This is a genomic window from Pseudomonas sp. H3(2019) (genome assembly GCF_007713465.1).
Lineage (GTDB): Bacteria > Pseudomonadota > Gammaproteobacteria > Pseudomonadales > Pseudomonadaceae > Aquipseudomonas.
In genome coordinates, this window is record NZ_VMSG01000026.1 from 16,482 (window position 1) to 39,246 (window position 22,765).

The following is a 22,765-nucleotide window of genomic DNA, read 5'->3' on the forward strand; positions in this document are numbered from 1 at the left end:
ATGTCGAAATTTTTTATCGACCGTCCGATTTTCGCCTGGGTGATTGCCCTGGTGATCATGCTGGTCGGGGCTTTATCGATCCTCAAGTTGCCGATCAACCAGTACCCGAGCATCGCCCCGCCGGCGATCGCCATTTCCGTCACCTACCCAGGTGCTTCTGCACAAACCGTGCAGGACACCGTGGTGCAGGTGATCGAGCAGCAGCTCAACGGTATCGATAACCTGCGTTATGTGTCCTCGGAAAGTAACTCCGACGGCAGCATGACCATTACCGCGACCTTCGAGCAGGGCACCAGCTCTGACACCGCGCAGGTTCAGGTCCAGAACAAACTGAACCTGGCCACCCCGTTGCTGCCGCAAGAAGTGCAGCAACAAGGTATCCGCGTGACCAAGTCAGTGAAAAACTTCCTGATGGTCATCGGCGTGGTCTCGCGCGACGGCAGCATGACCAAGGACGACCTGTCCAACTACATCGTTTCCAACATGCAGGACCCGATCTCGCGGACTGCGGGTGTCGGTGACTTCCAGGTGTTCGGTGCCCAGTACGCGATGCGTATCTGGCTCGATCCGGCCAAGTTGAACAACTTCAACCTGACCCCGGTCGATGTCAAAACCGCCATCGCTGCGCAAAACGTCCAGGTTTCCTCCGGTCAACTCGGCGGCCTGCCCGCCCTGCCTGGTCAGCAACTGAACGCCACGATCATCGGCAAGACCCGCTTGCAGACAGCCGAGCAGTTCAAGGAAATTCTGCTCCGGGTCAACAAGGACGGCTCGCAGGTTCGCCTGTCTGACGTTGCCGATGTCGGCCTCGGTGGCGAGAACTACAGCATCAGCGCCCAGTTCAACGGCAGTCCGGCTTCCGGTCTGGCGGTGAAACTGGCCAACGGTGCCAACGCCCTCGACACCGCCAAAGCCCTGCGCAAGACCATCGACAACCTCAAGCCATTCTTCCCGGAAGGGATGGAAGTGGTGTTCCCGTACGACACCACTCCGGTGGTGACCGAGTCGATCAAGGGTGTGGTTGAAACCCTGGTCGAGGCGATCGTACTGGTGTTCCTGGTGATGTTCCTGTTCCTGCAAAACTTCCGCGCCACGGTCATCACCACCATGACCGTACCGGTGGTGCTGCTGGGTACCTTCGGGATCCTCGCGGCGTTCGGTTTCAGCATCAACACCCTGACCATGTTCGGTATGGTGCTCGCCATCGGCTTGCTGGTGGACGATGCCATCGTCGTGGTGGAAAACGTCGAACGGGTGATGAGCGAAGAAGGACTCTCGCCCAAGGAAGCCACCAAGAAATCCATGGGCCAGATCCAGGGTGCACTGGTCGGTATCGCACTGGTGCTGTCGGCGGTACTGCTGCCGATGGCGTTCTTCAGCGGTTCGACCGGGGTGATCTACAAGCAGTTCTCGATCACCATCGTTTCGGCCATGGCGTTGTCGGTCATGGTTGCCTTGATCTTCACCCCGGCGCTCTGCGCCACCATGCTCAAGGCAATTCCAAAAGGCGAGCATGGCGTTCCGAAACGCGGCTTCTTCGGCTGGTTCAACCGTAACTTCGACCGTAGCGTCAAAAGCTACGAGCGCGGTGTCGGCAACATGCTCAAGCACAAGGCGCCGTACCTGCTGGCCTACATCATCATCGTCGTCGGCATGATCTGGCTGTTCACCCGCATTCCAACGGCGTTCCTGCCGGAAGAAGACCAGGGCGTACTCTTTGCCCAGGTCCAGACCCCGGCCGGTTCTACCTCCCAGCGCACCCAAGTGGTCGTGGACGAGATGCGTGAATTCCTGCTGCGTCCTGGCAAGGACGGCGGTGAAGGCGATGCGGTGAACTCGGTGTTTACCGTGACCGGCTTCAACTTCGCCGGCCGTGGCCAGAGTTCAGGCATGGCGTTCATCATGCTCCGGCCATGGGCTGAGCGGAACGCCGACAACAGCGTGTTCAAGGTTGCGGCCCGTGCCCAACAGCACTTCTTCACCTTCCGTGACGCGATGGTGTTCGCGTTCGCGCCACCGGCGGTACTGGAGTTGGGTAACGCCACCGGTTTCGACGTGTTCCTGCAGGATCGCGCCGGCATCGGCCACGACAAGTTGATGGCTGCCCGCAACCAGTTCCTCGGTATGGCGGCGCAGAGCAAAGTGCTGTCGCAGGTCCGTCCGAACGGTCTGAACGACGAACCGCAATACCAGCTGGAAATCGACGATGAAAAGGCCAGTGCCTTGGGCATCACGATGACCGACATCAACAACACGCTGTCGATCGCGCTGGGCAGTAGCTACGTCAACGACTTCATCGACCGTGGTCGAGTGAAAAAGGTTTACGTACAAGGCCAGCCGGGTGCTCGCATGAGCCCTGAAGACCTGAAGAAATGGTACGTACGCAACAGCCAGGGCGCCATGGTTCCGTTCTCCGCGTTCGCCAAGGGCGAGTGGATCTACGGCTCGCCGAAGCTGGCGCGTTACAACGGCGTAGAAGCGATGGAAATCCTCGGGGCTCCAGCGCCTGGTTACAGTACCGGTGAAGCCATGGCCGAAGTCGAAGCCCTGGCCCAGAAGCTGCCGGCCGGTGTCGGTATTTCCTGGACCGGTCTGTCGTATGAGGAACGTCTGTCCGGCTCGCAAGCTCCGGCGCTGTACGCTTTGTCGTTGCTGATGGTCTTCCTCTGTCTGGCGGCGCTGTACGAAAGCTGGTCGATTCCGATTGCGGTGATGCTGGTTGTACCGCTGGGGATCATCGGTGCCCTGCTCGCCACGAGCCTGCGCGGTCTGTCCAACGACGTGTATTTCCAGGTGGGCCTGTTGACCACCATCGGTCTGGCGGCGAAAAACGCCATTCTGATTGTCGAATTTGCCAAGGAACTGCATGAACAAGGGCGCAGCCTGACTGACGCAGCCATCGAAGCGTGCCGGATGCGTTTGCGACCGATCATCATGACCTCGCTGGCGTTCGTCCTCGGCGTGGTACCGCTGGCCATTTCCACCGGCGCAGGTTCGGGTAGCCAGCATGCGATCGGTACCGGGGTTATCGGCGGTATGCTGACGGCCACCGTACTGGCGATCTTCTGGGTCCCACTGTTCTTTGTCACTGTGTCGTCGATGGGTCAACGCAAAACTGCGGATCAGGATGACGTCGCTATAGAAACTTCTAAAGAGGCTGGCCAATGAGCAAGTCGCTACTCTCCCTAGCCATCGCCGCGTTCGTGCTCGGTGGCTGCTCGCTGATACCGGATTATCAGCAGCCTGCCGCACCGATTGCGTCGCAATACCCGCAAGGTCCGGCGTATTCGCCGGCCCAGGCCGCAAGCCAGGCCGCCGCCGAACAAGGCTGGAAGCAGTTTTTCCGTGACCCGGCGCTGCAGCAGCTGATCCAGACCGCTCTGGAAAACAACCGCGACCTGCGTGTCGCGGCGCTGAACATCGACGCCTTTGCGGCCCAATACCGCATTTCGCGCGCCGACCTGTTCCCGGCCGTCTCGGCGACCGGCACCGGCAGCCGTCATCGGATCCCGGCGCGTGCCTCGCAGACCGGTAAAGAGAGCATCAGTGCCAGCTACTCGGCCACCGTGGGCGTCAGCGCCTATGAGCTCGACCTGTTCGGTCGTGTTCGCAGCCTGAACGAACAAGCGCTGCAAAACTACTTCGCCACTGAAGAGGCACGCCGCAGCACCCAGATCAGCCTGGTGGCCAGCGTGGCCAACGCCTACCTGACCTGGCAGGCCGACAAGGAACAGCTGAAACTGTCCCAGGACACCCTCGCCACCTTCGAAGAAAGCTACCGGCTCACCGCCCGCAGCAACGAAGTCGGCGTCGCTTCGGCGCTGGACCTGAGCCAGTCGCGTACGGCCGTGGAAACTGCCCGGGTCCAACAGGCGAAATTCACTCGCCTGGTTGCCCAGGACGAAAACAGCCTGGCGCTGCTGTTGGGTACCGGTATACCGGCCAACCTGGCCACGGGCCAACCGTTGTCCGATGACCTGCTCAGCGAAGTACCGGCCGGTCTACCGTCCGACCTGCTGCAACGTCGCCCGGATATCCTTGAAGCCGAACACAAACTCAAGGCTGCCAACGCCAACATCGGCGCGGCGCGGGCAGCGTTCTTCCCGAGCATCAGCCTGACCGCCAATGCCGGCACCCTGAGCCCGGACCTCTCCGGTCTGTTCAAGGGTGGTTCGGGGACCTGGCTGTTCCAGCCACAAATCAACCTGCCGATCTTCAATGCCGGTAGCCTGAGCGCCAGCCTGGATTACTCGAAAATCCAGAAAGACATCACGATCGCGCAGTACGAGAAGTCGATCCAGACCGCCTTCCAGGAAGTCTCCGACGGACTCGCCGCACGCCTGACCTTCAACGAACAGTTGCAGGCCCAGCGTGATCTGGTGGCCGCCAACCAGAACTACTACCGCCTGGCCGAACGTCGCTACCGCATCGGTGTCGACAGCAACCTGACCTTCCTCGACGCCCAGCGTCAGTTGTTCACTGCGCAACAATCGTTGATCACCGACCGCCTGTCGCAACTGATCAGCGAAGTGAACCTGTACAAGGCTCTGGGGGGTGGCTGGAACGCGCAAACCGCGAAGAACGAGCCGGTGAAAGAAGAAGCACCGAAGCTGAAGATGTTCTGATAACACCCGCAAAAACGAAGCCCACCATTTGGTGGGCTTTTTGTTGTCCATGAAAAAACGCGCGCCTCGGTATCACCCTCCAACTCCATTGACCAGAAACACCGGCTCCTCCAGATAGTTGAGCCCCAGCCGGTTTTCGAACAGCTCATCGCGTAATGCCGCGGTGGTGAAACAGCGTAGGCCCAAGGCGGTGGCCACCAGCGAAAAAGTCTGACTCAGATGCCCGGCATCCATTAGTGCCACTCGCAGAGCCCGGCTGAACTCGTACTTCCAGGCCATCCGCTCGACCCGCGCCGTGGACACAAACACTGCCGCTGCGTCCTTGATCCACGGCTGCTCGCCACAGGCCTCGCAGATCCAGGCTCGCGGGTCTTCCCGGGACAGCAGCTCAAGCCCGTGACGGCGGACCGAGTAGTGGTAAAGACCGCGTTCAAAACCTTGCACATTCATCAGCACCGCATACACCTCGGTACCCTGCAGCGAACCGCCGGCCGGTGAGGTTTTCTTCAGGAAATAATCCCCCATGCGGTTCTGTTCCATGACGGTCGCGCCCCAGGTGTAGTAGAGCAACAGGGACAGTTGCTGCGCGCTCAACGGCCAGTCGCTGAAGGCTCGCGACGTGCGGCGCTCGCACAGCGAGTCGAGCAATGTCGATTGGGCGATTGTGCAGGAAGGCGCGAGCAGCGGATTTTCCAGGGCCACGAAAGGATGGGAGAAATAATCCTTGAACGCCGACGGCTGATGTCGCGCCAAGGCCTTTTGCTCAAGCTGCGCTTCCAGATCGCTGACGCTGATGTAGGGCGTGTGCGACCCAGTGCGGGTGCTCAGGTAAAACTCCAGCGCCGCGTCCCAATGGGCCCAAAGGCTGGCCGGATGGCTGCGCCCAATGGAAGCGCCAGTGTCAGATGGCGTCTCGACCGGCTGCAGGACACCCTGGCTGATCAGTTCCCGCAGGAACGCCAGGTTGTCGTCCTGCTCGGGACTCTGCAAAACCCCCGGCAGCAACAAGGCACTGCTCAGCGTCTGGGGACTCAGGAAGTGACGCAGCAACGGCAGAAACATCGCACCAAATTCCAGACTCAGGTCCCACTGCCGATCCCGAATAAAAAATGACGCCGAGCCGACACTGAGCCAGGTGCTTTCCCTGAGTTTGAGCAGGGTTTGTGCACCCTCCGACTGTGTTTCTTGTTCGCCCGGCTGATCGCGCCCCTGCCAGAACAACGCCCTGGGTCTCAAGGACTTGATGGCCGTGATCAACGTCAACAGTTCTGCATCATCGGACTTGCGGGAAATATCCCACTCAAGGGTGATCGCTTTCACCGGCGATGAATCAAACAAGTGACGCAAGATGTCCCAATCCCGCCGTGGATGGCCGGTATGTATTTCAATCAGCCGGTCCAGCGGCAACGAACGCAAGTAGCTGTTCAGGTCGTAACCCAGGGTTCTGGCGGTCGCGATTGCGCTGTCGAGGTCCAGCAAAAAGCCCGAGCCACTGCGCTCCACCACCCTGGAGATGAACGCGCCTTCAGATTGTTCTTGTGCATCGTGCAACGAAAACAACCGCGGCGCGTTTTCCAGTACCAGCAGCGTTGCCGTAAGGTCACGCAGTTCAATGGCGTTGGCCACCACCGTGTCAGCCACTTCTTGGGCCAGGGTCGGCAAAATGAAGTGCTGAGTGTCGCCACCGTGGAACCGCGACCAGGAAATATGCTCGGCCAGCCAGGGCGAGCGGGTTTTCTCGCACAGCCGCCGAGTCATGTGCAGAAACTCGCGGTCCATCGCGATGCCCACACTGCCCAGGGACAAACTGGAAGAATGCAGCAAGCTCGGTACTTGCGCACCGAGCTCAAGCAGACGCGGTTCCAGAATGCAGTGCGTCGGTTGAAACTCGAGGTAATCGAAGTGTGGCAAGCCCTCGGCGAGAATCCGTTCGACGGTCGGGTCGAGCCCCTCCTCCGATGACTCATCCTGAGGCGTGTGCCGTGGCAAATGGTATTCCAGCCCGACGCCGGCCTCGGGAAATTGCGAAGCATCAAACATCGCCATGTCCGCCTCCCTGGCGTCAACCGGTCAGGCCCAGCATGCGTTTAGCCCCCGCCGCAGCGCCCGATATCGCCAACAACCCGGCGTGTTGAGTTTCCAGCGCTCTGACTTCTTTGATCAGGTTTTCCAGCAGTTGGCGGCCCTGAGGGGTGAAATCCGCGCACGCTTCGAAATCCGGTAACGCCTTGATCAAGCCTTGCAGGATGAACACCAGGCGTTTTTGTGCCCGCTGCAGTTCATGGGACGAGCGCGAACGAACCCGCTCCAGGTATTTGACCAACGCGACGTACACGAAAAACGCATGGAAATAGCCATAGAGGTCACGCTTCTGCCCCGACCACGGCAAGGTGAACAAGGCCTCCCGCGAGGCCTCATCCTTGACGACCGGGCACACTTCGACAATGTTGTAGAGCAACTGATGAGTGGCCTCATGCACCAGCGACTCTTCCAGGTCGAGTATCGAATCATCCCGGTTCGAGATGAGGATGATCCCGGTGAAGCGCGAAGCCGAACAGCTTCGAAATGAACCATCGGGTAAATAACAAATGGACTTGACCAGTTTTCTAAACTGTTCGCGACAGGCGGGCCACGTGTGTTCTATTCGCAACAGCGCAATATTCACCACATCGCAAAAGAAACTCACGGAATGACCATGACGCTCCAATTGTTTACGGGTTGCTTCATCCTCCGGAAATTCATAACTAGGCGGCGCCACTCTCGTCACCAACGGATCAACATTAAAACGATACACCGGGGGGCAATAATCATTCATGTGAACACTGTCGTTTCTTTTCACCCGCGCCAGCATCAGTGGGAATTCGATCAACATGAGTTCTAACGCATCGGTATTCGCCGCCTTTTTGGTGATGACCAGGTTGGCATAATGCGCGGTCAAAACACTCCACACTTGAAACACCGGATCATTGATAATCACGCGCTGCTCGCGGGTCGGCGGCACGATAAGATTAAACGCCTGCTCGAAAAACTCCGCCAACTGCGGAGCATTGGGAAACAGTTGAAACAGTTCAGTGTACAGCGCGACAAAACTTGTGTAGCGATTTCGACCGACACGCTCCAGCAATACTTCAAATCGTGAAGGCTCCGTGTCCGGCAGGAATGTCGTGCCCTGAAACAACTCGTCATCGGATAGCTCACGCAAACCACTGTTCCCGATTTCCATTTTTCAACCTTCCCTTAGGTAGGCGGCAACGGCTTCGCCATCGTCAGACTGGCGATGCCATACCCTGATTGTTCATAAAGACGACGCGCCGCATCGTTGCGACCAAAGACATGCAGTCGCACTTCTTCGCATCCCGCCTGGCGTGCCCATGACTCGAGGGCTAACAGTGATTGTTTTGCATAACCCTGGCGGCGCTCTCCGGGGTCAATGTAAATATCCAGAATGAAGGCGATCTTGCCGGCACCGGCGTGACGTTCGGCGACCCACAACTCGCCAATGCGACGCTCTTGGTCCTTGATCACCCAGAGTTGGTTTTTTTCAGTCCGTCGCCCGTGCGGCAACAATTGCTCGAAGACACTGCGTGCCTTTTGCATCGCGTCCTCTTGGACCCATTCGCCCGCGATGACCATACCGTCGCCATATTCAGCAACGGCTCTTTCAGCGAAAACAACAAAGTCCGCGTTATCCATTGGAGCCAAGGTGACAGACATCAGTCATTCACTCCGCGCTCGACCGTTTTGCCTCATGACATTTCATAAAGCCATTCGGCGTACCACCGTGAAAGACCCACCTTTCGGGGTACGCCAAATGGCATCACCGGCCGTTAATCCATGCGCGCTTGCTGTTGCTGGGTATCAAATATGGCACGCGTCCCCAGATTACTTCGAATACCGGCAGAGGCAGCTGACAGTTTTGCAGCATCAATGCCTTTAACCGCCGCAATTTCATCAGCACTTAAATGCACACCAATATTTTTAGCTGCCGAGGCAGGATCATTGTGAAGTGCATCGGCAAACCCCGGATCCAGCACGGCACGTCCAACAACCGTGGCCAAGGTCTGCTGATTGACTTTATTGCTCATGGTACTTCTCCTTGTTATTACGGCATGACGAAAAATGCACCCCATGACGAAGCATGAAACTTTCCTTCGCCCGCCCTGGGGACTTTGAATATAGCAAGGCCACTGCTCTTTTCCAGCCATACCCACGACTCCCTTTAAACCGTTTCACGATAATCGATAACACCGTTTCTTAAGGTTAACTGGCGATTATCGAGAGTTGTTTAATGACAACACGAACTGTAGGAAACCGCTTACAACCAAAGCAATAGATACTTCGATCAACCATGAACCCGAAGAACACAGGCGCCATTATTAGAACACCCTGCCGAATACACGCTATCACCCCGGATAACCAAGGGATTTCATTAGCAATGTTCCATACCATCAGCCCCTCGACAGGCGTCGATTAGTGTTCGTTAATCGCCCAAAACCCCGTCCGCCCGATTGAATCCCTCCATTGATCCCCCGCACCATTCCCCCCACCTACAAGAACCAATAACAACAGGTCCGGCACCATGACTGCGCACCCTACCCGCTCCGGCTGATCTCGCCCGTTCGCTTACCCGAATTCGAACTTTTGTCTGCAACCCCAGGTTGCGACTGCGTCCTGCTTCATCCCTAACAATTAGAGAGACCCGACTTCATGAAGCCTTCCACCTGTGCAAAACAGCTTTTGCCGACTCTATTGACCATCGCACTGGTCAGCGCGGCCCTGCCGGCGCTGGCCGAGGAATCGGGTTTTCTAGAAGGCGCCCAAGCCAACCTGAACCTGCGCAACTTCTACTTCAACCGCAACTTCACCAACCCGACCCATGCGCAGGGCACGGCGGCAGAATGGACGCACAGCTTCATCCTCGATGCCAAATCCGGGTTCACCCAGGGCACTGTCGGTTTCGGCATGGACGTATTGGGCCTGTACTCGGTGAAACTCGATGGCGGACGCGGCACCGGCGGGACGCAGCTGTTGCCGCTGGACCACGATGGTCGCCCCGCCGATGACTTCGGGCGTCTGGGCGTGGCGTTCAAGGCAAAGCTTTCCCAGACCGAGTTGAAAGTCGGTGAATGGATGCCGGTGTTGCCGATCCTGCGTTCGGACGATGGGCGTTCGTTGCCGCAAACGTTTCGCGGTGGCCAGGTCACCTCGAAGGAAATCGACGGCCTGACGCTCTACGGCGGTCAGTTCCGCGGCAACAGCCCGCGTGACGACAGCAGCATGAGTGACCTGTCGATGACCGGCAAACCGGCAGTCACCTCCGACCGTTTCAACTTCGAGGGCGCCGAATACAGCTTTAACGACAAGCGCACGCAAATCGGGGTGTGGAATGCCCAACTGAAGGACATCTACAGCCAGCAATTTATCAACCTGGTCCACACCCAGCCACTGGGCGACTGGACGCTGGGCGCCAACCTTGGCTTCTTCTATGGCAAGGAAGATGGCAGCGCACGGGCCGGTGACCTCGATAACAAAACCTGGTCCGGGCTGTTCTCGGCCAAATATGGCGGCAACACCTTCTATGTCGGCTTGCAGAAACTCACCGGCGACAGTGCCTGGATGCGGGTCAACGGCACCAGCGGCGGGACGCTGGCCAACGACAGTTACAACTCGAGCTACGACAACGCCCGGGAGAAATCCTGGCAACTGCGCCACGATTACAATTTCGCCGCCGCCGGTATTCCCGGCCTGACCCTGATGAACCGCTACATCAGCGGCGACAACGTGCATACCGGGACCGTCACCAACGGCAAGGAATGGGGACGCGAGAGCGAAATCGGCTACACCGTGCAAAGCGGCAGCCTGAAAAACCTCAACGTCAGGTGGCGCAACTCGACCATGCGTCGGGACTACAGCAACAATGAATTCGACGAAAACCGTCTGATCGTCAGCTATCCGATCAGCCTGCTCTGACGCAATAAAAATACCGCGAGGACATGAACCGTTCAGCACCGTTATGCTCCTATGGAGACTTCCATGGGAGCGACGGTCTTGCGGTGCGGTGAATCACTGCGCGCCGACAGTCTGCATTCATCCTGATCTGTCGTAGGCCAAAGCAAACACATGAAACTGATCGCTGCTGTCTTATCCGTCCTTGCCGTTACGGTCGGCCTCAGCGGCTGCATTGGCCCGCCGATCGAACTGACCCCGAAGACCGAGCAGATTCTGCGCTCGACCCCGCCGATCCGCTTTCTGCTGACCTTCGATGACGGTCCAAGCGCGTCCAGTTTTTTCAATCCGACCAGTGCCGTTCTCGACGTACTCGCCAACAACCCGATTGAACCGGGTATCAAGGCCGTGTTCTTCGTGCAGACACAAGCCCCCCGGGCCGGTGGCAGCGAACTGGGCAAAAAAATCATGCAGCGTGAACATGCCGAGGGCCAGACCCTGGGCTTCCACACCGCCACGCAGTGGCATACCAATCACCGCTCGCTCTCCCCGGAAGAACTCGAACAGTCGCTCACCCAAGGCTCTGCGGACATTGCGGCGATCACCGGCGCGGCGCCGGTACTGTTGCGACCGCCGTTCTGGAATTACGACAAACGCACGTTCGCCGCGTATCAACAACATGGCTTGCAGGTGTTGCTGACCGATCTGAGCGCCAATGACGGCAAGATATGGGGCTTCAATGGCAGCCCACGCCGGCGTTCCAACATGCTCAGGCAAATGTCCGAGGTGCGCGAACGGATTGCGGCCGGCGAACTGCCGACGGTCGACGGTGTGATTCCAGTGGTGGTGACGTTTCACGACCTCAATCGCTACACGTCCTGGCATATGGGGGAGTATCTACAGATTCTGCTCGACAGCGCCCGCGAGACCGGTGTGACAACCGCCGCTAAACCGTTTTACGACGACCAGGCAGCCGTGCAACGCGCCGCCATGGCCCGCACCGTGCGCGATGCCAACCAAACGGTGCATTTGCCTGGCGTGTGGAGCTGGTTCTGGGACAGCAACTCTCATTGAGGCACGCCACCGTCGCTTAAGCGTTGCGGCCCTGACAGTCGTGTCAGGGCCTGATTACTACTCGCGCGATTCGACACCCAACTCATCCCACACCGACTCGGCCAGGTGGAAGGTTGCATTGGCCGCCGGGATGCCGCAGTAGATCGCGCTCTGCATCAGCACTTCCTTGATCTCGGCGCGGGTGACGCCATTGTTCGCCGCGCAACGCAGGTGCAGTTTCAGCTCTTCGTTGCGGTTCATGCCGATCAGCATGGCGATGGTGATCAGGCTGCGGGTGTGGCGTGGCAAGCCAGGGCGGGTCCAGATGTCACCCCAGGCGTGGCGGGTGATCATGTCCTGAAACTCCGAATTGAACTCGGTCAGGGTCGCCAGACTGCGATCGACATGGGCATCGCCGAGCACTGCGCGACGCACTTGCATGCCGTCGGCGTAACGTTGTTTCTCGTCCACAAATCGCTCCTCAGATAGACTTTTCAGCCAACAAAAAACTCAGCACCCGGTCACTGAACGCACTACCGGCCTGAACGTTGGACAAATGGGCGGCGTAGAACTCGGCGTACTCGGCGCCTCTCACCCGCTCTTGAATAAAGTGCCCGCCGGAAGGTGGCGTGACCGCGTCTTCGGTGCCAGCGACGACCAGGGTCGGCACCGTGATCGATGCCAGTTGCTCGCGGAAATCGGCATCGCGTACCGCCGCGCAATTGGCGGCATAACCTTGCGCTGAAGTGGCGGCGAGCATGTCGGTGATCTGCTTCGCCAGCGCCGGATTGGCTTGGGCAAAATCCGGGGTAAACCATCGGGCAATCGACGCATCGCGCAGTGCGACCATCGCCGCCGGACCGTCGCGCAGCACGGTTTCGATACGCGGGTTCCACACAGTAGGATCACCGATCTTCGCCGCGGTATTGCACACCACCAGTTTGTGCAGACGCTCGCCGGCGTTGATCCCCAGCCACTGACCGATCAACCCGCCCATGGACAGACCGCAAAAATGAGCGCGCTCGATGTTCAGGGCATCCAGCAACGCCAGCACGTCACGGCCCAACTGCTCGATGCTGTACGGCCCCGGCGTCACCAGCGAACGACCATGACCGCGGGTGTCGAAACGCAGCACCCGAAAGTGTTGGGTGAACGCCGGAATCTGCGCGTCCCACATGTGCAGGTCGGTGCCCAGCGAGTTGGACAGCACCAGCACCGGAGCGTGTTCCGGACCGTCGAGTTGGTAGTTCAGTTCGCCGTCGGCGAGTTGTACGAATCCCACAGAAATTCTCCTTCAGGCAGTCAGGGCAACATGTTCGGCCAGCGCACGCTCGACCCAGGTCTGAGCCTGACCGAGGTAGTGCGCAGGGTTCATCAATTGATCGAGTTCAGCGCTCGATAGCTCGGCGGTCACGTGCGGTTCATCACCGAGCACCGAGCGCAAATGTCGCTGCTCGGCCACCGCGCGTTTGCAGCACAGTTCCAACAGATGGTGGGCTTTATCGCGACCGATCCGTTGGGCGAGGACGATGCTCACTGCTTCGGCCAGCACCAGGCCTTGGGTCAAATCGAGGTTCTGTGCCATGCGCTCGGCGTCGACCTCCAGCCCTTCTGTAATCAACAGCGCTTGCTGCAAGGCACCGGACACCAGGCAGCAGATCTCTGGCAAGGTTTCCCACTCGGCATGCCACAACCCCAGGCTGCGTTCGTGCTCTTGCGGCATGGCGCTGAACAGGGTCGACAGCAATCCGGGAATGCGGGTCGCAGCACCGATCAACACCGCCGCGCCCACCGGGTTGCGTTTGTGCGGCATGGTCGAGGAACCGCCCTTGCCCGGAGCCGAAGGTTCGAAGACTTCCGCCGCCTCGGTCTGCATCAGCAGGCTGATGTCGCGGCCCAGTTTGCCGAGGCTGCCGGCGATCAGGCCAAGCGCTGCGCCAAACTCCACCAGCCGGTCGCGCTGGGTGTGCCAGGGTTGCTCCGGCAACGTGAGCTGCAGCTCCTGCGCCAGCGCTTCGGCAATCGGCATGGCCTGCTCGCCGAGGGCTGCGAGGGTTCCGCTGGCGCCACCAAATTGCAGCACCAGCAGGCGCGGTTTGAGTGCGTGCAGACGTTGTCGACTGCGCGTCACCGCCCCCAGCCAACCGGCGATTTTCATCCCCAGCGTGACCGGCGTCGCATGTTGCAGCCAGGTACGTCCGGCCAGTGGCGTGACCGCATGGCGCCGGGCCTGGATCGCCAACGCTTCGCCGAGTCGCGCCAGATCGCTGTCGATCAAGTGCAGTGCCTGGCGCACTTGCAGCACCAGCCCGGTGTCCATCACATCCTGACTGGTTGCGCCCAGATGCACGTAACGTTCGGCGTCCTGATCATGCGCGGCGATCTGCTTGCCCAACACCTTGACCAACGGAATCGCCGAGTTACCGGCAATCGCAATCGCCTCGCCAAGGGCCGCAAAGTCATAGTATTCGGCCCGGCAAGCCGCCTCGATCGGGGCAACGGCAGACGCCGGAATCAGCCCGACCCGCGCCTCGGCCCGAGCCAATGCGGCTTCAAAATCGAGCATGGCCTGAACCCGGCCCTGATCACTGAACACCTCACGCATATTTCGAGCCGTGAAATAGGCATCGAACAATTGATTGCCCGGTCGTTGCATAGGGGATTCCTTACGCGGCGCGCGCCCGATTCAGGCGCGCGCCGACAAGTCAAAGATCGTTTTCCAGATACGCCGCCTGTTTAGGCAAACGCAGGCTGAAGAGGAAGGCGACCACCATCATCGCCGTCACGTACCAGTAGAAGGAGTTTTCCATGTCGAACGATTTCAGGCTCAAGGCCACGTACTCGGCTGAACCGCCGAAGATCGCATTGGCCACCGCGTAGGCCAGGCCCACCCCCAGCGCACGGACTTGCGGCGGGAACATTTCGGCTTTCACCAGACCGCTGATCGAGGTGTAGAAACTGACGATTGCCAGTGCCACGGTGATCAGCCCAAACGCCAGGAACGGGTTGGTCACCGACTTCAAGGTCAGCAGGATCGGCACGGTGAACAGTGTTCCCAGGGCACCGAACCAAAGCATCGAGTTACGCCGGCCGATCTTGTCGGCGAGCGTGCCGAACAACGGCTGCATGCACATATAAAGGAACAGTGCGCCGGTCATGATGTAACTGGCGGTCTTGGCGGGCATCCCGGCGGTGTTCACCAGGTACTTCTGCATATAGGTGGTGAAGGTGTAGAAAATCAGCGAACCACCGGCGGTGAAGCCGAGCACGGTAATAAAGGCGGCGGTGTTGTTCTTGAACAACGCGGCCATGCTGCCGGCATCTTTGTTTGCACGCATTTCCTTGCTGGTGGTTTCTTTCAGCGAACGACGCAGGAACAGCGAAATCAATGCGGCAAGCGCACCAACCACAAACGGAATCCTCCAACCCCAGGCACGCAGGTCGTCCTCAGTCAGAAACTGTTGCAGGATCACCACCAACGACACTGCCAGCAGTTGGCCACCGATCAAGGTCACGTACTGGAACGAGGCGAAGAAACCGCGCTGGCCCTTGAGCGCGACTTCACTCATGTAGGTCGCGGTGGTGCCGTATTCACCGCCCACCGACACGCCCTGGATCAGGCGAGCCACCAGCAGCAGGAGCGGTGCCCAGACGCCGATGTCCTTGTAGGTCGGCAGGCAGGCGATCAGCAATGAGCCGAAGCACATCATCAGCACCGAAATCATCATGGAGTTCTTGCGCCCGTGCCTGTCGGCCACCCGGCCAAACAGCCAGCCGCCGATGGGACGCATCAAAAACCCTGCGGCGAACACCCCGGCGGTGTTAACCAGTTGCACCGTGGGGTTGTCGGAAGGGAAAAACGCCGGGGCAAAATAGATCGCGCAGAAGGCGTAGACATAGAAGTCGAACCACTCGACCAGGTTGCCGGAAGACGCCCCGACAATTGCAAAGATCCTTTTGCCACGCTCTTCAGCGGTGTAGAGACTGGTTTTTGTTGTCATGGTTTATCACTCGATGGGGACAGTGAGAGTCTAGACATACTTTGCAACAGCCCCGCTCCACAGAACAAACCCTGAGAGATCGTTCCCACGCTCTGCGTGGGAACGATCTCTCTTCGATCAATAATCGAAAAACACCGTCTCGGCCTCGGTGCCCTGCAGGATCACGTTCCACTGCAACGCGCCCGTCCCGTTGGCTTTTGCCATCAAGGTCGTGCGGCGCTCTTCAGGCACACAGGCCAGCAGCGGGTCACCGGTGTTGGCCGGCTCACCGTCGAAGTAGATTCGCGTCAGCAAGTGCTTGACCAGGCCTCGGGCAAACACCAGCACCACCAGATGCGGCGCCTGCGTGCGGCCCTTAAGGCCCTGCACAGTCCCCGGCTTGATGGTGGTGAAACGGAATCGCCCTTCTGCGTCCACCGGCACTCGGCCAAACCCTTCGAAGTTCGGGTCCAGCGGTTTGTCCTGCTGATCTTCCGGGTGGTCATACTTGCCGGCGGCATTGGCCTGCCAGACTTCCAGCATCGCGTCGTTGACGAAATCGCCATTGCCATCGACCACTTGCCCGGTGATCGTCACACGCTCGCCGAGGGTTTGTTCAACGGTCAGGTTTTCACGGTTCAACCAGGTCAGGCCGATGTGGTAATACGGCCCGACTGTGTGGGACGTCGTCGCGTTCAGCGTCATCTTATTTCTCCATCGGCGTGGCATCGCGGCCGCGCAAAACGATGTCCCAGCGATAACCGAGGGCGTAGGACGGGATGGTTTTTTCCAGGTCAAAACTGGCGATCAAGCGCTCTTTGGCGCTGGTATCGGGTACGCAGTTGTAAATCGGGTCGTAGGCCAGCAACGGATCACCCGGAAAGTACATCTGCGTGACCAGGCGCGTCAGAATGCTCGGCCCGAACAGCGAGAAATGGATATGCGCCGGGCGCCAGGCGTTGTGGTGGTTGCCCCACGGATAAGCACCAGGCTTGATGGTCTGGAACTGGTACCAGCCATCGGCGTCGGTCACGGTGCGGCCAGTGCCGGTGAAGTTCGGGTCCAGCGGCGCGTCATGCAGGTCACGGTCGTGGTTATAGCGGCCAGCGGCGTTGGCCTGCCAGATTTCCAGCAGAATCCCCGGCACCGGCAGGCCGTTCTCATCCAGCACACGGCCGTGAATGATGATCCGCTCACCCAATGGCGCGCCCTGATGCTGGGCGGTCAGGTCATTGTCCCGTTCTTGCAGCGACTCGGCGCCAATGGTCGGGCCGGTAATTTCCGACAATGAGTGAGGCAAAAACACCAACGGCTTGGACGGCGAACGGCGGTTGGTCGATTGATAGGCCGGATGCAAATATTCCGGCTGGGTGCCCGCTTGCGGGCGACGGTAACCAGGCTTGTCAGTCATGAAACCTCCTCTTCTCTTGTTCGATAGCGCGGCGGCGCATCAGACCCGTTCGATGGCCAGTGCCAGCCCTTGGCCAACGCCAACGCACATGGTCGCCAGCGCTTTCTTGCCGCCGGTTTTTTCCAACTGATGCAGCGCCGTCAGTACCAGCCGCGCACCACTCATGCCCAACGGATGACCCAACGCAATGGCGCCACCGTTCGGGTTGACCTGCGCTGCGTCGTCGGCCAGACCGAGTTCACGCAATACCGCCAAGCCCTGGCTGGCAAAGGCTTCATTGAGTTCGATCACGTCAAAATCGCTGACCGCTACGCCCAGGCGTTCGGTCAACTTGCGCACCGCCGGCACCGGGCCGATGCCCATCACCCGTGGCGCGACACCAGCGCTGGCCATGCCCAATACCCGAGCGCGGGCGGTCAGACCGTGTTTTTTCACCGCTTCGGCAGACGCGAGAATCAGCGCCGCGGCACCGTCGTTCACGCCCGAGGCGTTGCCAGCGGTGACGGTTTTGTCCGGGCCATTGACTGGTTTGAGTTTGCTCAGGGTTTCCAGGGTGGTGTCGGCGCGTGGATGCTCGTCCTGCTCGACCACGCTTTCGCCCTTCTTGTGGGCAATGCGCACCGGGACGATTTCTTCGGCGAAATAGCCGGCAGCTTGCGCGGCCGCCGTCCGTTGCTGACTGCGCAGTGCGAAAGCATCCTGATCAGCGCGGGAAACCGCGTAATCGTCGGCCACGTTGTCGGCCGTCTGCGGCATCGCATCGACGCCGTACTGAGCCTTCATCACCGGGTTGATGAAGCGCCAGCCGATGGTGGTGTCTTCGAGTTTCATGTTGCGCGAGAACGCCGCATCGGCCTTGCCCATCACGAACGGTGCGCGAGACATCGACTCGACACCGCCGGCAATCGCCAGCTCCATCTCACCGCTGGCAATTGCCCGGAACGCCGTGCCGATGGCGTCCATGCCCGAGGCGCACAAACGATTGAGGGTCACGCCGGGAATACTGTCCGGCAACCCGGCCAGCAGCAATGCCATGCGCGCCACGTTGCGGTTGTCTTCACCGGCCTGGTTGGCGCAACCGAGGAACACTTCGTCCACGGCGCTCCAATCGACGCTCGGGTTGCGCTCCATCAGCGCCTTGATCGGCACGGCAGCCAGATCGTCAGCGCGAACCGCCGACAAACCACCGCCAAAACGGCCGATGGGGGTGCGAATCGCATCGCAGATGTAAACCTCGCGCATCAGGCTTCTCCCGGTGCTTGGCCGTGGGCGGCAGCAGTACGCGCTTCAAGATCACGCAGTGCGGCCAATTCGATGGCGGTCGGTTCGGCGGTGTGTTCCAGCTGATCGGCAAAGCGGACAGCCCAACCGGTGGCGGCGATCACTTGCTCGCGGGTCACGCCCGGGTGCAGCGCGGTGACCACGAATTCGTTGCTGCCGGCTTCCGGTTCCATGATGCACAGGTCAGTGATGATCCCCACGGGACCGGCGCCGGGCAGGCCGAGACGCTTGCGCGAGTCGCCGCCTTCGCCATGGCCGACCGAGGTAATAAAGTCGAGTTTGTCGACAAACGAGCGAGCCGACTGCTTAAGGATGATCAACACGCTTTTCGCCGAGCCGGCAATCTCCGGCGCACCGCCGGCACCTGGCAGGCGGACTTTCGGCTGATGGTAATCGCCGACCACGGTGGTGTTGATGTTGCCAAAACGGTCGACCTGAGCGGCACCGAGAAAGCCGACGTCAATGCGCCCGCCTTGCAGCCAGTAGCGAAAAATCTCACCGGTCGGGACGACGGTGTCGGCGGTTTCCGCCAGCTCGCCGTCACCGATCGACAGCGGCAATACCGTCGGCTTGGCACCGATCGGACCCGATTCATAGATCAGGACCACATCTGGAGAGGAAGTCAGACGCGCCAGGTTGGCCGCTTTCGACGGCAGGCCGATGCCGACGAAGCACACCGAGCCATTCTTCAGGCGGCGAGCGGCGGCGACGGTCATCATTTCATTGGTGGAGTAAGCCATTATTGAGCCTCCATTGCAGCGGCCAGCTTGGCCTGGAATTCACTGAAGTCAGCACTGCCGTGGATGTATTCGTTGATCCACGCGGTGAAGGTTTCACGGTCGCGAGCAATCGGGTCCCAGGCCTGATAGAAGCGGTTGTCGCGCTCGGTGTAACCGTGGGCGTAGGACGGATGCGCACCACCGGGCACATGGCACACCGCGCTCAAGGCCCAGGTCGGCAAGACGCAGGCGTTCATCGGCGCCTTCAGGTCGTCGACGATTTCTTCAACGGTGACGATGCAGCGCTTGGCGGCTAATGCGGCCTCTTTCTGCACCCCAAGAATGCCCCAGAGCAAGACATTGCCCTTGCGATCGGCCTTTTGCGCGTGGATCACCGTGACGTCCGGGCGCACCGATGGCACCGCCGCCAGCACTTCACCGGTAAACGGGCAGGTCACGCTTTTGATCAACGGGTTGACCTTCGGCAAGTCGGAACCGGCGTAGGCCCGCAGCACTGCGAACGGCAGGCCGGAGGCGCCCGCAACGTAGGCATTGGCCAGGTCGGCGTGGCTGTGCTCTTCGATTTCCAGCGCATGCGGCCACTGTTTCTCGACGGCATCGCGCAGGCGGTGCAAAGAACCCACGCCCGGGTTACCACCCCAGGAGAAAATCAGCTTGCGAGCGCAACCGGCACCGATCAACTGGTCGTAGACCAGATCAGGGGTCATGCGCACCAGCGTCAGGTCCTTCTTGCCCTGACGAATGATTTCATGACCCGCTGCGGTCGGAATCAAGTGCGTGAAGCCTTCAAGCGCGACGGTATCGCCGTCGTTGACGAATTGCTTCACCGCGTCGTGCAGCGAAAGGATTTCAGCCATGGGGTTGGACTCCCGATTCTCAGTAAACCGATGTGGAGGACAAGGCGCGATGAGCAGCGCCGGAATGACTGAAGGTTAAGCCGCCGAAAAACCCCAAACAATCCGATAATCGACTAAGTGTTCGTTTATCGAACAGATTGTTATCTCCCTATCGTTCCCACGCTCCGCGTGGGAATGCAGCCAGGGACGCTCCGCGTCCCAAGAGCGGACGCAGAGCCTCCATTGAGGCATTCCTTTGCTGCGCATGGGAACGATCAACATTCAGTGTGGGAACGATCGCGGCTCAGGTCGCATCCGCATGGCTGACCATGCCTTTGATCACCACCGCCGTGGTGGCCAGCGCGGCCGGAATCACCAATGCCGTCAGCACCTGTTCGAAATTCCAGCCCAGGCCCAACAACGTCGCCCCCATCCAGGCACCGAGAATCGCACCGAAACGGCCAATTCCGAGCATCCACGACACGCCCGTGGCCCGACCTTGAGTCGGATAGAAGCGCGCCGCCAGCGACGGCATCGCCGATTGCGCGCCGTTGACGCACATGCCGGCGACCAGCACCAATGTTGCAAGCAGTGTGATGTTGCCCAGGCTTTGCCCTACCGCGTAGGCAAACACCCCGGCCAACAAGTAGAAAGTGCCGATCACCTTGTGCGGATTGAACCGGTCCATCGCCCACCCCACCGCCACCGCACTCAGCACGCCGCCAAACTGGAACAGCGCACCAATGAAGGCCGCCTGCTCCATGCTCGCGCCGCTGTCACGCATCAAGGTCGGCAGCCAACTGGTCAACAGGTAGACAATGACCAACCCCATGAAATAGGTCAGCCACAGCAACAACGTACCGGTGCTGTAAGTGCCGGAGAAAATCACCGCGAATACGTTGCGGGCCTTCACGGTTTTTTGTTCGGGTACGCTGAAGCTCGATGCCTGGGCGATAGTCGCCGGATCAATCGGCGCCAGCGCCTTGCGCACTTTATCGGTGCCGCGATTGCGCACTACCAGGTAACGCGCCGACTCCGGCAGCCACAGCAACAGCACCACGCCGAGAATCAACGGCAGAATCCCGCCAATCAGCAACAGACTGTGCCAGCCAAACGCAGGGATCAGCTTGGCGGAGATGAAACCACCACCGGCCATGCCCAGGTTGAAGCCGCAGAACATGCTGGTCACCAGCAGGGATTTTTTGCGCTCCGGGGTGTACTCCGAGAGCAGCGTGGTGGCGTTCGGCATGCCGGCGCCCAGGCCAAGCCCGGTCAGGAAACGCAGCACCAGCAGTTGCTCGACATTCGTGCTGTAAGCCGAGGCCAGACTGAAAGCGCCGAACAACAGCACCGCGCCGACCAGTACGATTTTTCGTCCAAAACGGTCAGCCAGCGGTCCTGAGCCCAGCGCGCCGAAGACCATGCCGATCAGCGCGGCACTCATCACCGGGCCGAGGCTGGCGCGGTCGATCCCCCAATCCTGAGACAGCGCCGGTGCGATAAAACCCATGGCCGCGGTGTCCAGGCCATCGAGAAACACAATCAGGAAACACAGGATCACCACCCGCCATTGATAGCGTGACAGCGGTTGGGCATTGATAAAGGACTGCACATCGAGGCAGTTCCCGACAGCGGATTGAGGCTGGTTCATTATTTTTATTCCAGGCAAGAAATGCAGGCGAACACGTGCAGGCAATCGCCTCTTCATTATTATTCGGTCGTCTTCCGGCGCCTGGCACAGTGGCCAACAGCAGCGGATGACGCTGCCGCGACATTAATGAGGCAAAGGAAACAGCGTCAATTCACCAAACGCGACTCTGTGCGTTTATCGAACAGCTTACGCAAACAGCTGGGCACTCAATTCACGGCTGGCACTCAACAACCCGGGCAAAAAGCGCTGCTCCAGTTCGTTGCGGCTGACCCGCCCGGCGTGTGTGCTGACATTCAGCGCAGCCAGCACCTGACCGGATGCGTCGTACACCGGAACGGCAATCGAGCGCAGGCCTTGCTCGAGTTCCTGGTCGACAATGCACCAGCCTTGCTGCCGAACCTCCTGGAGACATTCGAGCAACGACTCGCGCGTATGCAGGGTGCGGCTGGTCTTGGCCTGCAATTCGGCATGTTCGAGGTAATCGTGCAGCGATGCATCGTCCAGCGCGGCCAAGAGAATCCGCCCCATGGAGGTGCAGTAAGCCGGCAAACGCCCGCCCACCGACAGATCGACCGAGATCAGACGCTGGGTGGTTGCCGAACGGGCGATGTACAAGATGTCATCCCCTTCCAGCGTGGCCATGTTGCACGCCTCGTGCAGTTGTTCGCTCATGCGGTCCAGATAAGGCTGGGCCGACACCGCCAGCGGCGTCGAGGACAGATAGGCATGGCCAAGGGTCAGGACCTTGGGTAGCAGCGAATAGGTTCGACCGTCAGTGGTCGCGTAGCCGAGCTTGATCAGCGTATGCAGGCAACGGCGTACGGCGGCGCGGGGAATTTCCGTACGGTGGCTGATTTGCGCGATGGTCAGATGCCGCTTGCGCTCCTGGAACGCCTGGACCACCGCCAAGCCGCGGGCCAGGGAAGTCATGAAGTCCGGATCGCCAGTGAATGCCTGAATCCGCTTGGCCGGGGAAGCAACGATCGGCGGCGCCACTGAAGCAAAGGAATTGCGCAATTGATCGTTCATTTCAGGTCATTCCCCAGAATTCGATAGCTATTACAAGCTGCTCCGGAGCTTGTGCACAAGCATCGGCAGCCAAGGTTGGGCGATTATCGAACCATTAATCGATAATCGCAATCAACTGACGCACGACCAAATGGCATGAGGACTGCGGTACATTTTCCGATAAGACCGGGAACCGCTCATTACAGATTTTGACACTTTAGCTGACACTGAATA

19 protein-coding genes are annotated in these 22,765 nt (G+C 59.7%); 4 read left to right on the top strand and 15 right to left on the bottom strand.

Features of this window, described 5'->3' with window-relative positions:
- Positions 1-3,168 (top strand): efflux RND transporter permease subunit EmhB, encoded by a 3,168-nt coding sequence (gene emhB, locus FPT12_RS22530; RefSeq protein WP_145020223.1) that lies wholly within the window; start codon positions 1-3, stop codon positions 3,166-3,168.
- Positions 3,165-4,625: an AdeC/AdeK/OprM family multidrug efflux complex outer membrane factor gene (gene adeC / locus FPT12_RS22535; protein ID WP_145020226.1), complete on the top strand. Its 1,461-nt coding sequence runs from the start codon at positions 3,165-3,167 to the stop codon at positions 4,623-4,625. The genes emhB and adeC overlap by 4 nt, the downstream gene beginning before the upstream one ends.
- A gap of 72 nt (positions 4,626-4,697) precedes the next feature.
- Here the strand turns inward: adeC and FPT12_RS22540 are convergent, their stop codons facing one another.
- The 4 genes from FPT12_RS22540 to FPT12_RS22555 all read right to left on the bottom strand — a co-directional run bounded on the left by FPT12_RS22540 (position 4,698) and on the right by FPT12_RS22555 (position 8,710).
- Positions 4,698-6,671, bottom strand: a complete 1,974-nt coding sequence (locus FPT12_RS22540; protein WP_145020229.1) for a DUF692 family multinuclear iron-containing protein — start codon at positions 6,669-6,671, stop codon at positions 4,698-4,700.
- Positions 6,672-6,687: 16 nt separating this feature from the next.
- Positions 6,688-7,848, bottom strand: coding sequence for an HEXXH motif-containing putative peptide modification protein (locus FPT12_RS22545; protein ID WP_145020232.1), 1,161 nt, complete (start codon positions 7,846-7,848; stop codon positions 6,688-6,690).
- A 14-nt stretch (positions 7,849-7,862) separates the two neighbouring features.
- Positions 7,863-8,339 (bottom strand): GNAT family N-acetyltransferase, encoded by a 477-nt coding sequence (locus FPT12_RS22550; protein WP_145020235.1) that lies wholly within the window; start codon positions 8,337-8,339, stop codon positions 7,863-7,865.
- Between the two features lie 113 nt (positions 8,340-8,452).
- Complete coding sequence (locus tag FPT12_RS22555; protein WP_054596042.1) at positions 8,453-8,710, bottom strand: Os1348 family RiPP precursor; 258 nt, start codon at positions 8,708-8,710, stop codon at positions 8,453-8,455.
- A 622-nt stretch (positions 8,711-9,332) separates the two neighbouring features.
- Between FPT12_RS22555 and FPT12_RS22560 the strand changes: the two genes are divergently transcribed.
- Positions 9,333-10,595 carry an OprD family porin gene (locus tag FPT12_RS22560; protein ID WP_145020238.1) on the top strand — a complete coding sequence of 421 codons (1,263 nt, stop codon included), beginning with the start codon at positions 9,333-9,335 and terminating at the stop codon, positions 10,593-10,595.
- Positions 10,596-10,745: 150 nt separating this feature from the next.
- Positions 10,746-11,645, top strand: coding sequence for a polysaccharide deacetylase family protein (locus FPT12_RS22565; protein ID WP_145020241.1), 900 nt, complete (start codon positions 10,746-10,748; stop codon positions 11,643-11,645).
- A gap of 57 nt (positions 11,646-11,702) precedes the next feature.
- Here the strand turns inward: FPT12_RS22565 and pcaC are convergent, their stop codons facing one another.
- The 11 genes from pcaC to pcaR form a co-directional block, all read right to left on the bottom strand.
- Positions 11,703-12,095, bottom strand: a complete 393-nt coding sequence (pcaC, locus tag FPT12_RS22570; protein ID WP_145020244.1) for a 4-carboxymuconolactone decarboxylase — start codon at positions 12,093-12,095, stop codon at positions 11,703-11,705.
- Positions 12,096-12,105: 10 nt separating this feature from the next.
- On the bottom strand, positions 12,106-12,906 hold the full coding sequence (gene pcaD / locus FPT12_RS22575) for a 3-oxoadipate enol-lactonase (protein WP_145020247.1): 801 nt from the start codon (positions 12,904-12,906) through the stop codon (positions 12,106-12,108).
- Between the two features lie 12 nt (positions 12,907-12,918).
- A complete protein-coding gene (locus FPT12_RS22580) occupies positions 12,919-14,280 on the bottom strand; it encodes a 3-carboxy-cis,cis-muconate cycloisomerase (protein WP_145020250.1) in 1,362 nt (453 codons plus the stop codon).
- 49 nt (positions 14,281-14,329) lie between these two features.
- A complete protein-coding gene (locus FPT12_RS22585) occupies positions 14,330-15,625 on the bottom strand; it encodes an MFS family transporter (protein ID WP_145020253.1) in 1,296 nt (431 codons plus the stop codon).
- A gap of 117 nt (positions 15,626-15,742) precedes the next feature.
- Positions 15,743-16,309, bottom strand: a complete 567-nt coding sequence (pcaG, locus tag FPT12_RS22590; protein WP_145020255.1) for a protocatechuate 3,4-dioxygenase subunit alpha — start codon at positions 16,307-16,309, stop codon at positions 15,743-15,745.
- Between the two features lies 1 nt (position 16,310).
- A complete protein-coding gene (gene pcaH, locus FPT12_RS22595; RefSeq protein ID WP_145020257.1) occupies positions 16,311-17,015 on the bottom strand; it encodes a protocatechuate 3,4-dioxygenase subunit beta in 705 nt (234 codons plus the stop codon).
- 39 nt (positions 17,016-17,054) lie between these two features.
- A complete protein-coding gene (gene pcaF / locus FPT12_RS22600) occupies positions 17,055-18,260 on the bottom strand; it encodes a 3-oxoadipyl-CoA thiolase (RefSeq protein ID WP_178098854.1) in 1,206 nt (401 codons plus the stop codon).
- Positions 18,257-19,039, bottom strand: a complete 783-nt coding sequence (locus FPT12_RS22605) for a CoA-transferase subunit beta (protein WP_178098856.1) — start codon at positions 19,037-19,039, stop codon at positions 18,257-18,259. The genes pcaF and FPT12_RS22605 overlap by 4 nt, the downstream gene beginning before the upstream one ends.
- Positions 19,036-19,893: a CoA transferase subunit A gene (locus FPT12_RS22610; RefSeq protein WP_019692197.1), complete on the bottom strand. Its 858-nt coding sequence runs from the start codon at positions 19,891-19,893 to the stop codon at positions 19,036-19,038. Before FPT12_RS22610 ends, FPT12_RS22605 begins: the two co-directional genes overlap by 4 nt.
- 283 nt (positions 19,894-20,176) lie before the next feature.
- Positions 20,177-21,523 carry an MFS transporter gene (locus FPT12_RS22620; protein WP_145020269.1) on the bottom strand — a complete coding sequence of 449 codons (1,347 nt, stop codon included), beginning with the start codon at positions 21,521-21,523 and terminating at the stop codon, positions 20,177-20,179.
- A gap of 186 nt (positions 21,524-21,709) precedes the next feature.
- Positions 21,710-22,552, bottom strand: a complete 843-nt coding sequence (pcaR, locus tag FPT12_RS22625) for a pca regulon transcriptional regulator PcaR (protein WP_054596029.1) — start codon at positions 22,550-22,552, stop codon at positions 21,710-21,712.
- Between the last annotated feature and the right edge of the window lie 213 nt (positions 22,553-22,765).

Bases quoted from the DNA above. Each gene is read 5' to 3' on its own strand.
- FPT12_RS22565 (WP_145020241.1), top strand. From the start codon at position 10,746: ATGAAACTGATCGCTGCTGTCTTATCCGTCCTTGCCGTTACGGTCGGC.
- pcaR (WP_054596029.1), bottom strand. From the start codon at position 22,552: ATGAACGATCAATTGCGCAATTCCTTTGCTTCAGTGGCGCCGCCGATC.
- adeC (WP_145020226.1), top strand. From the start codon at position 3,165: ATGAGCAAGTCGCTACTCTCCCTAGCCATCGCCGCGTTCGTGCTCGGT.
- pcaH (WP_145020257.1), bottom strand. From the start codon at position 17,015: ATGACTGACAAGCCTGGTTACCGTCGCCCGCAAGCGGGCACCCAGCCG.
- FPT12_RS22610 (WP_019692197.1), bottom strand. From the start codon at position 19,893: ATGGCTGAAATCCTTTCGCTGCACGACGCGGTGAAGCAATTCGTCAAC.
- emhB (WP_145020223.1), top strand. From the start codon at position 1: ATGTCGAAATTTTTTATCGACCGTCCGATTTTCGCCTGGGTGATTGCC.
- FPT12_RS22545 (WP_145020232.1), bottom strand. From the start codon at position 7,848: ATGGAAATCGGGAACAGTGGTTTGCGTGAGCTATCCGATGACGAGTTG.
- FPT12_RS22555 (WP_054596042.1), bottom strand. From the start codon at position 8,710: ATGAGCAATAAAGTCAATCAGCAGACCTTGGCCACGGTTGTTGGACGT.
- FPT12_RS22585 (WP_145020253.1), bottom strand. From the start codon at position 15,625: ATGACAACAAAAACCAGTCTCTACACCGCTGAAGAGCGTGGCAAAAGG.
- FPT12_RS22550 (WP_145020235.1), bottom strand. From the start codon at position 8,339: ATGTCTGTCACCTTGGCTCCAATGGATAACGCGGACTTTGTTGTTTTC.
- FPT12_RS22580 (WP_145020250.1), bottom strand. From the start codon at position 14,280: ATGCAACGACCGGGCAATCAATTGTTCGATGCCTATTTCACGGCTCGA.
- FPT12_RS22620 (WP_145020269.1), bottom strand. From the start codon at position 21,523: ATGAACCAGCCTCAATCCGCTGTCGGGAACTGCCTCGATGTGCAGTCC.
- pcaG (WP_145020255.1), bottom strand. From the start codon at position 16,309: ATGACGCTGAACGCGACGACGTCCCACACAGTCGGGCCGTATTACCAC.
- FPT12_RS22560 (WP_145020238.1), top strand. From the start codon at position 9,333: ATGAAGCCTTCCACCTGTGCAAAACAGCTTTTGCCGACTCTATTGACC.
- FPT12_RS22540 (WP_145020229.1), bottom strand. From the start codon at position 6,671: ATGGCGATGTTTGATGCTTCGCAATTTCCCGAGGCCGGCGTCGGGCTG.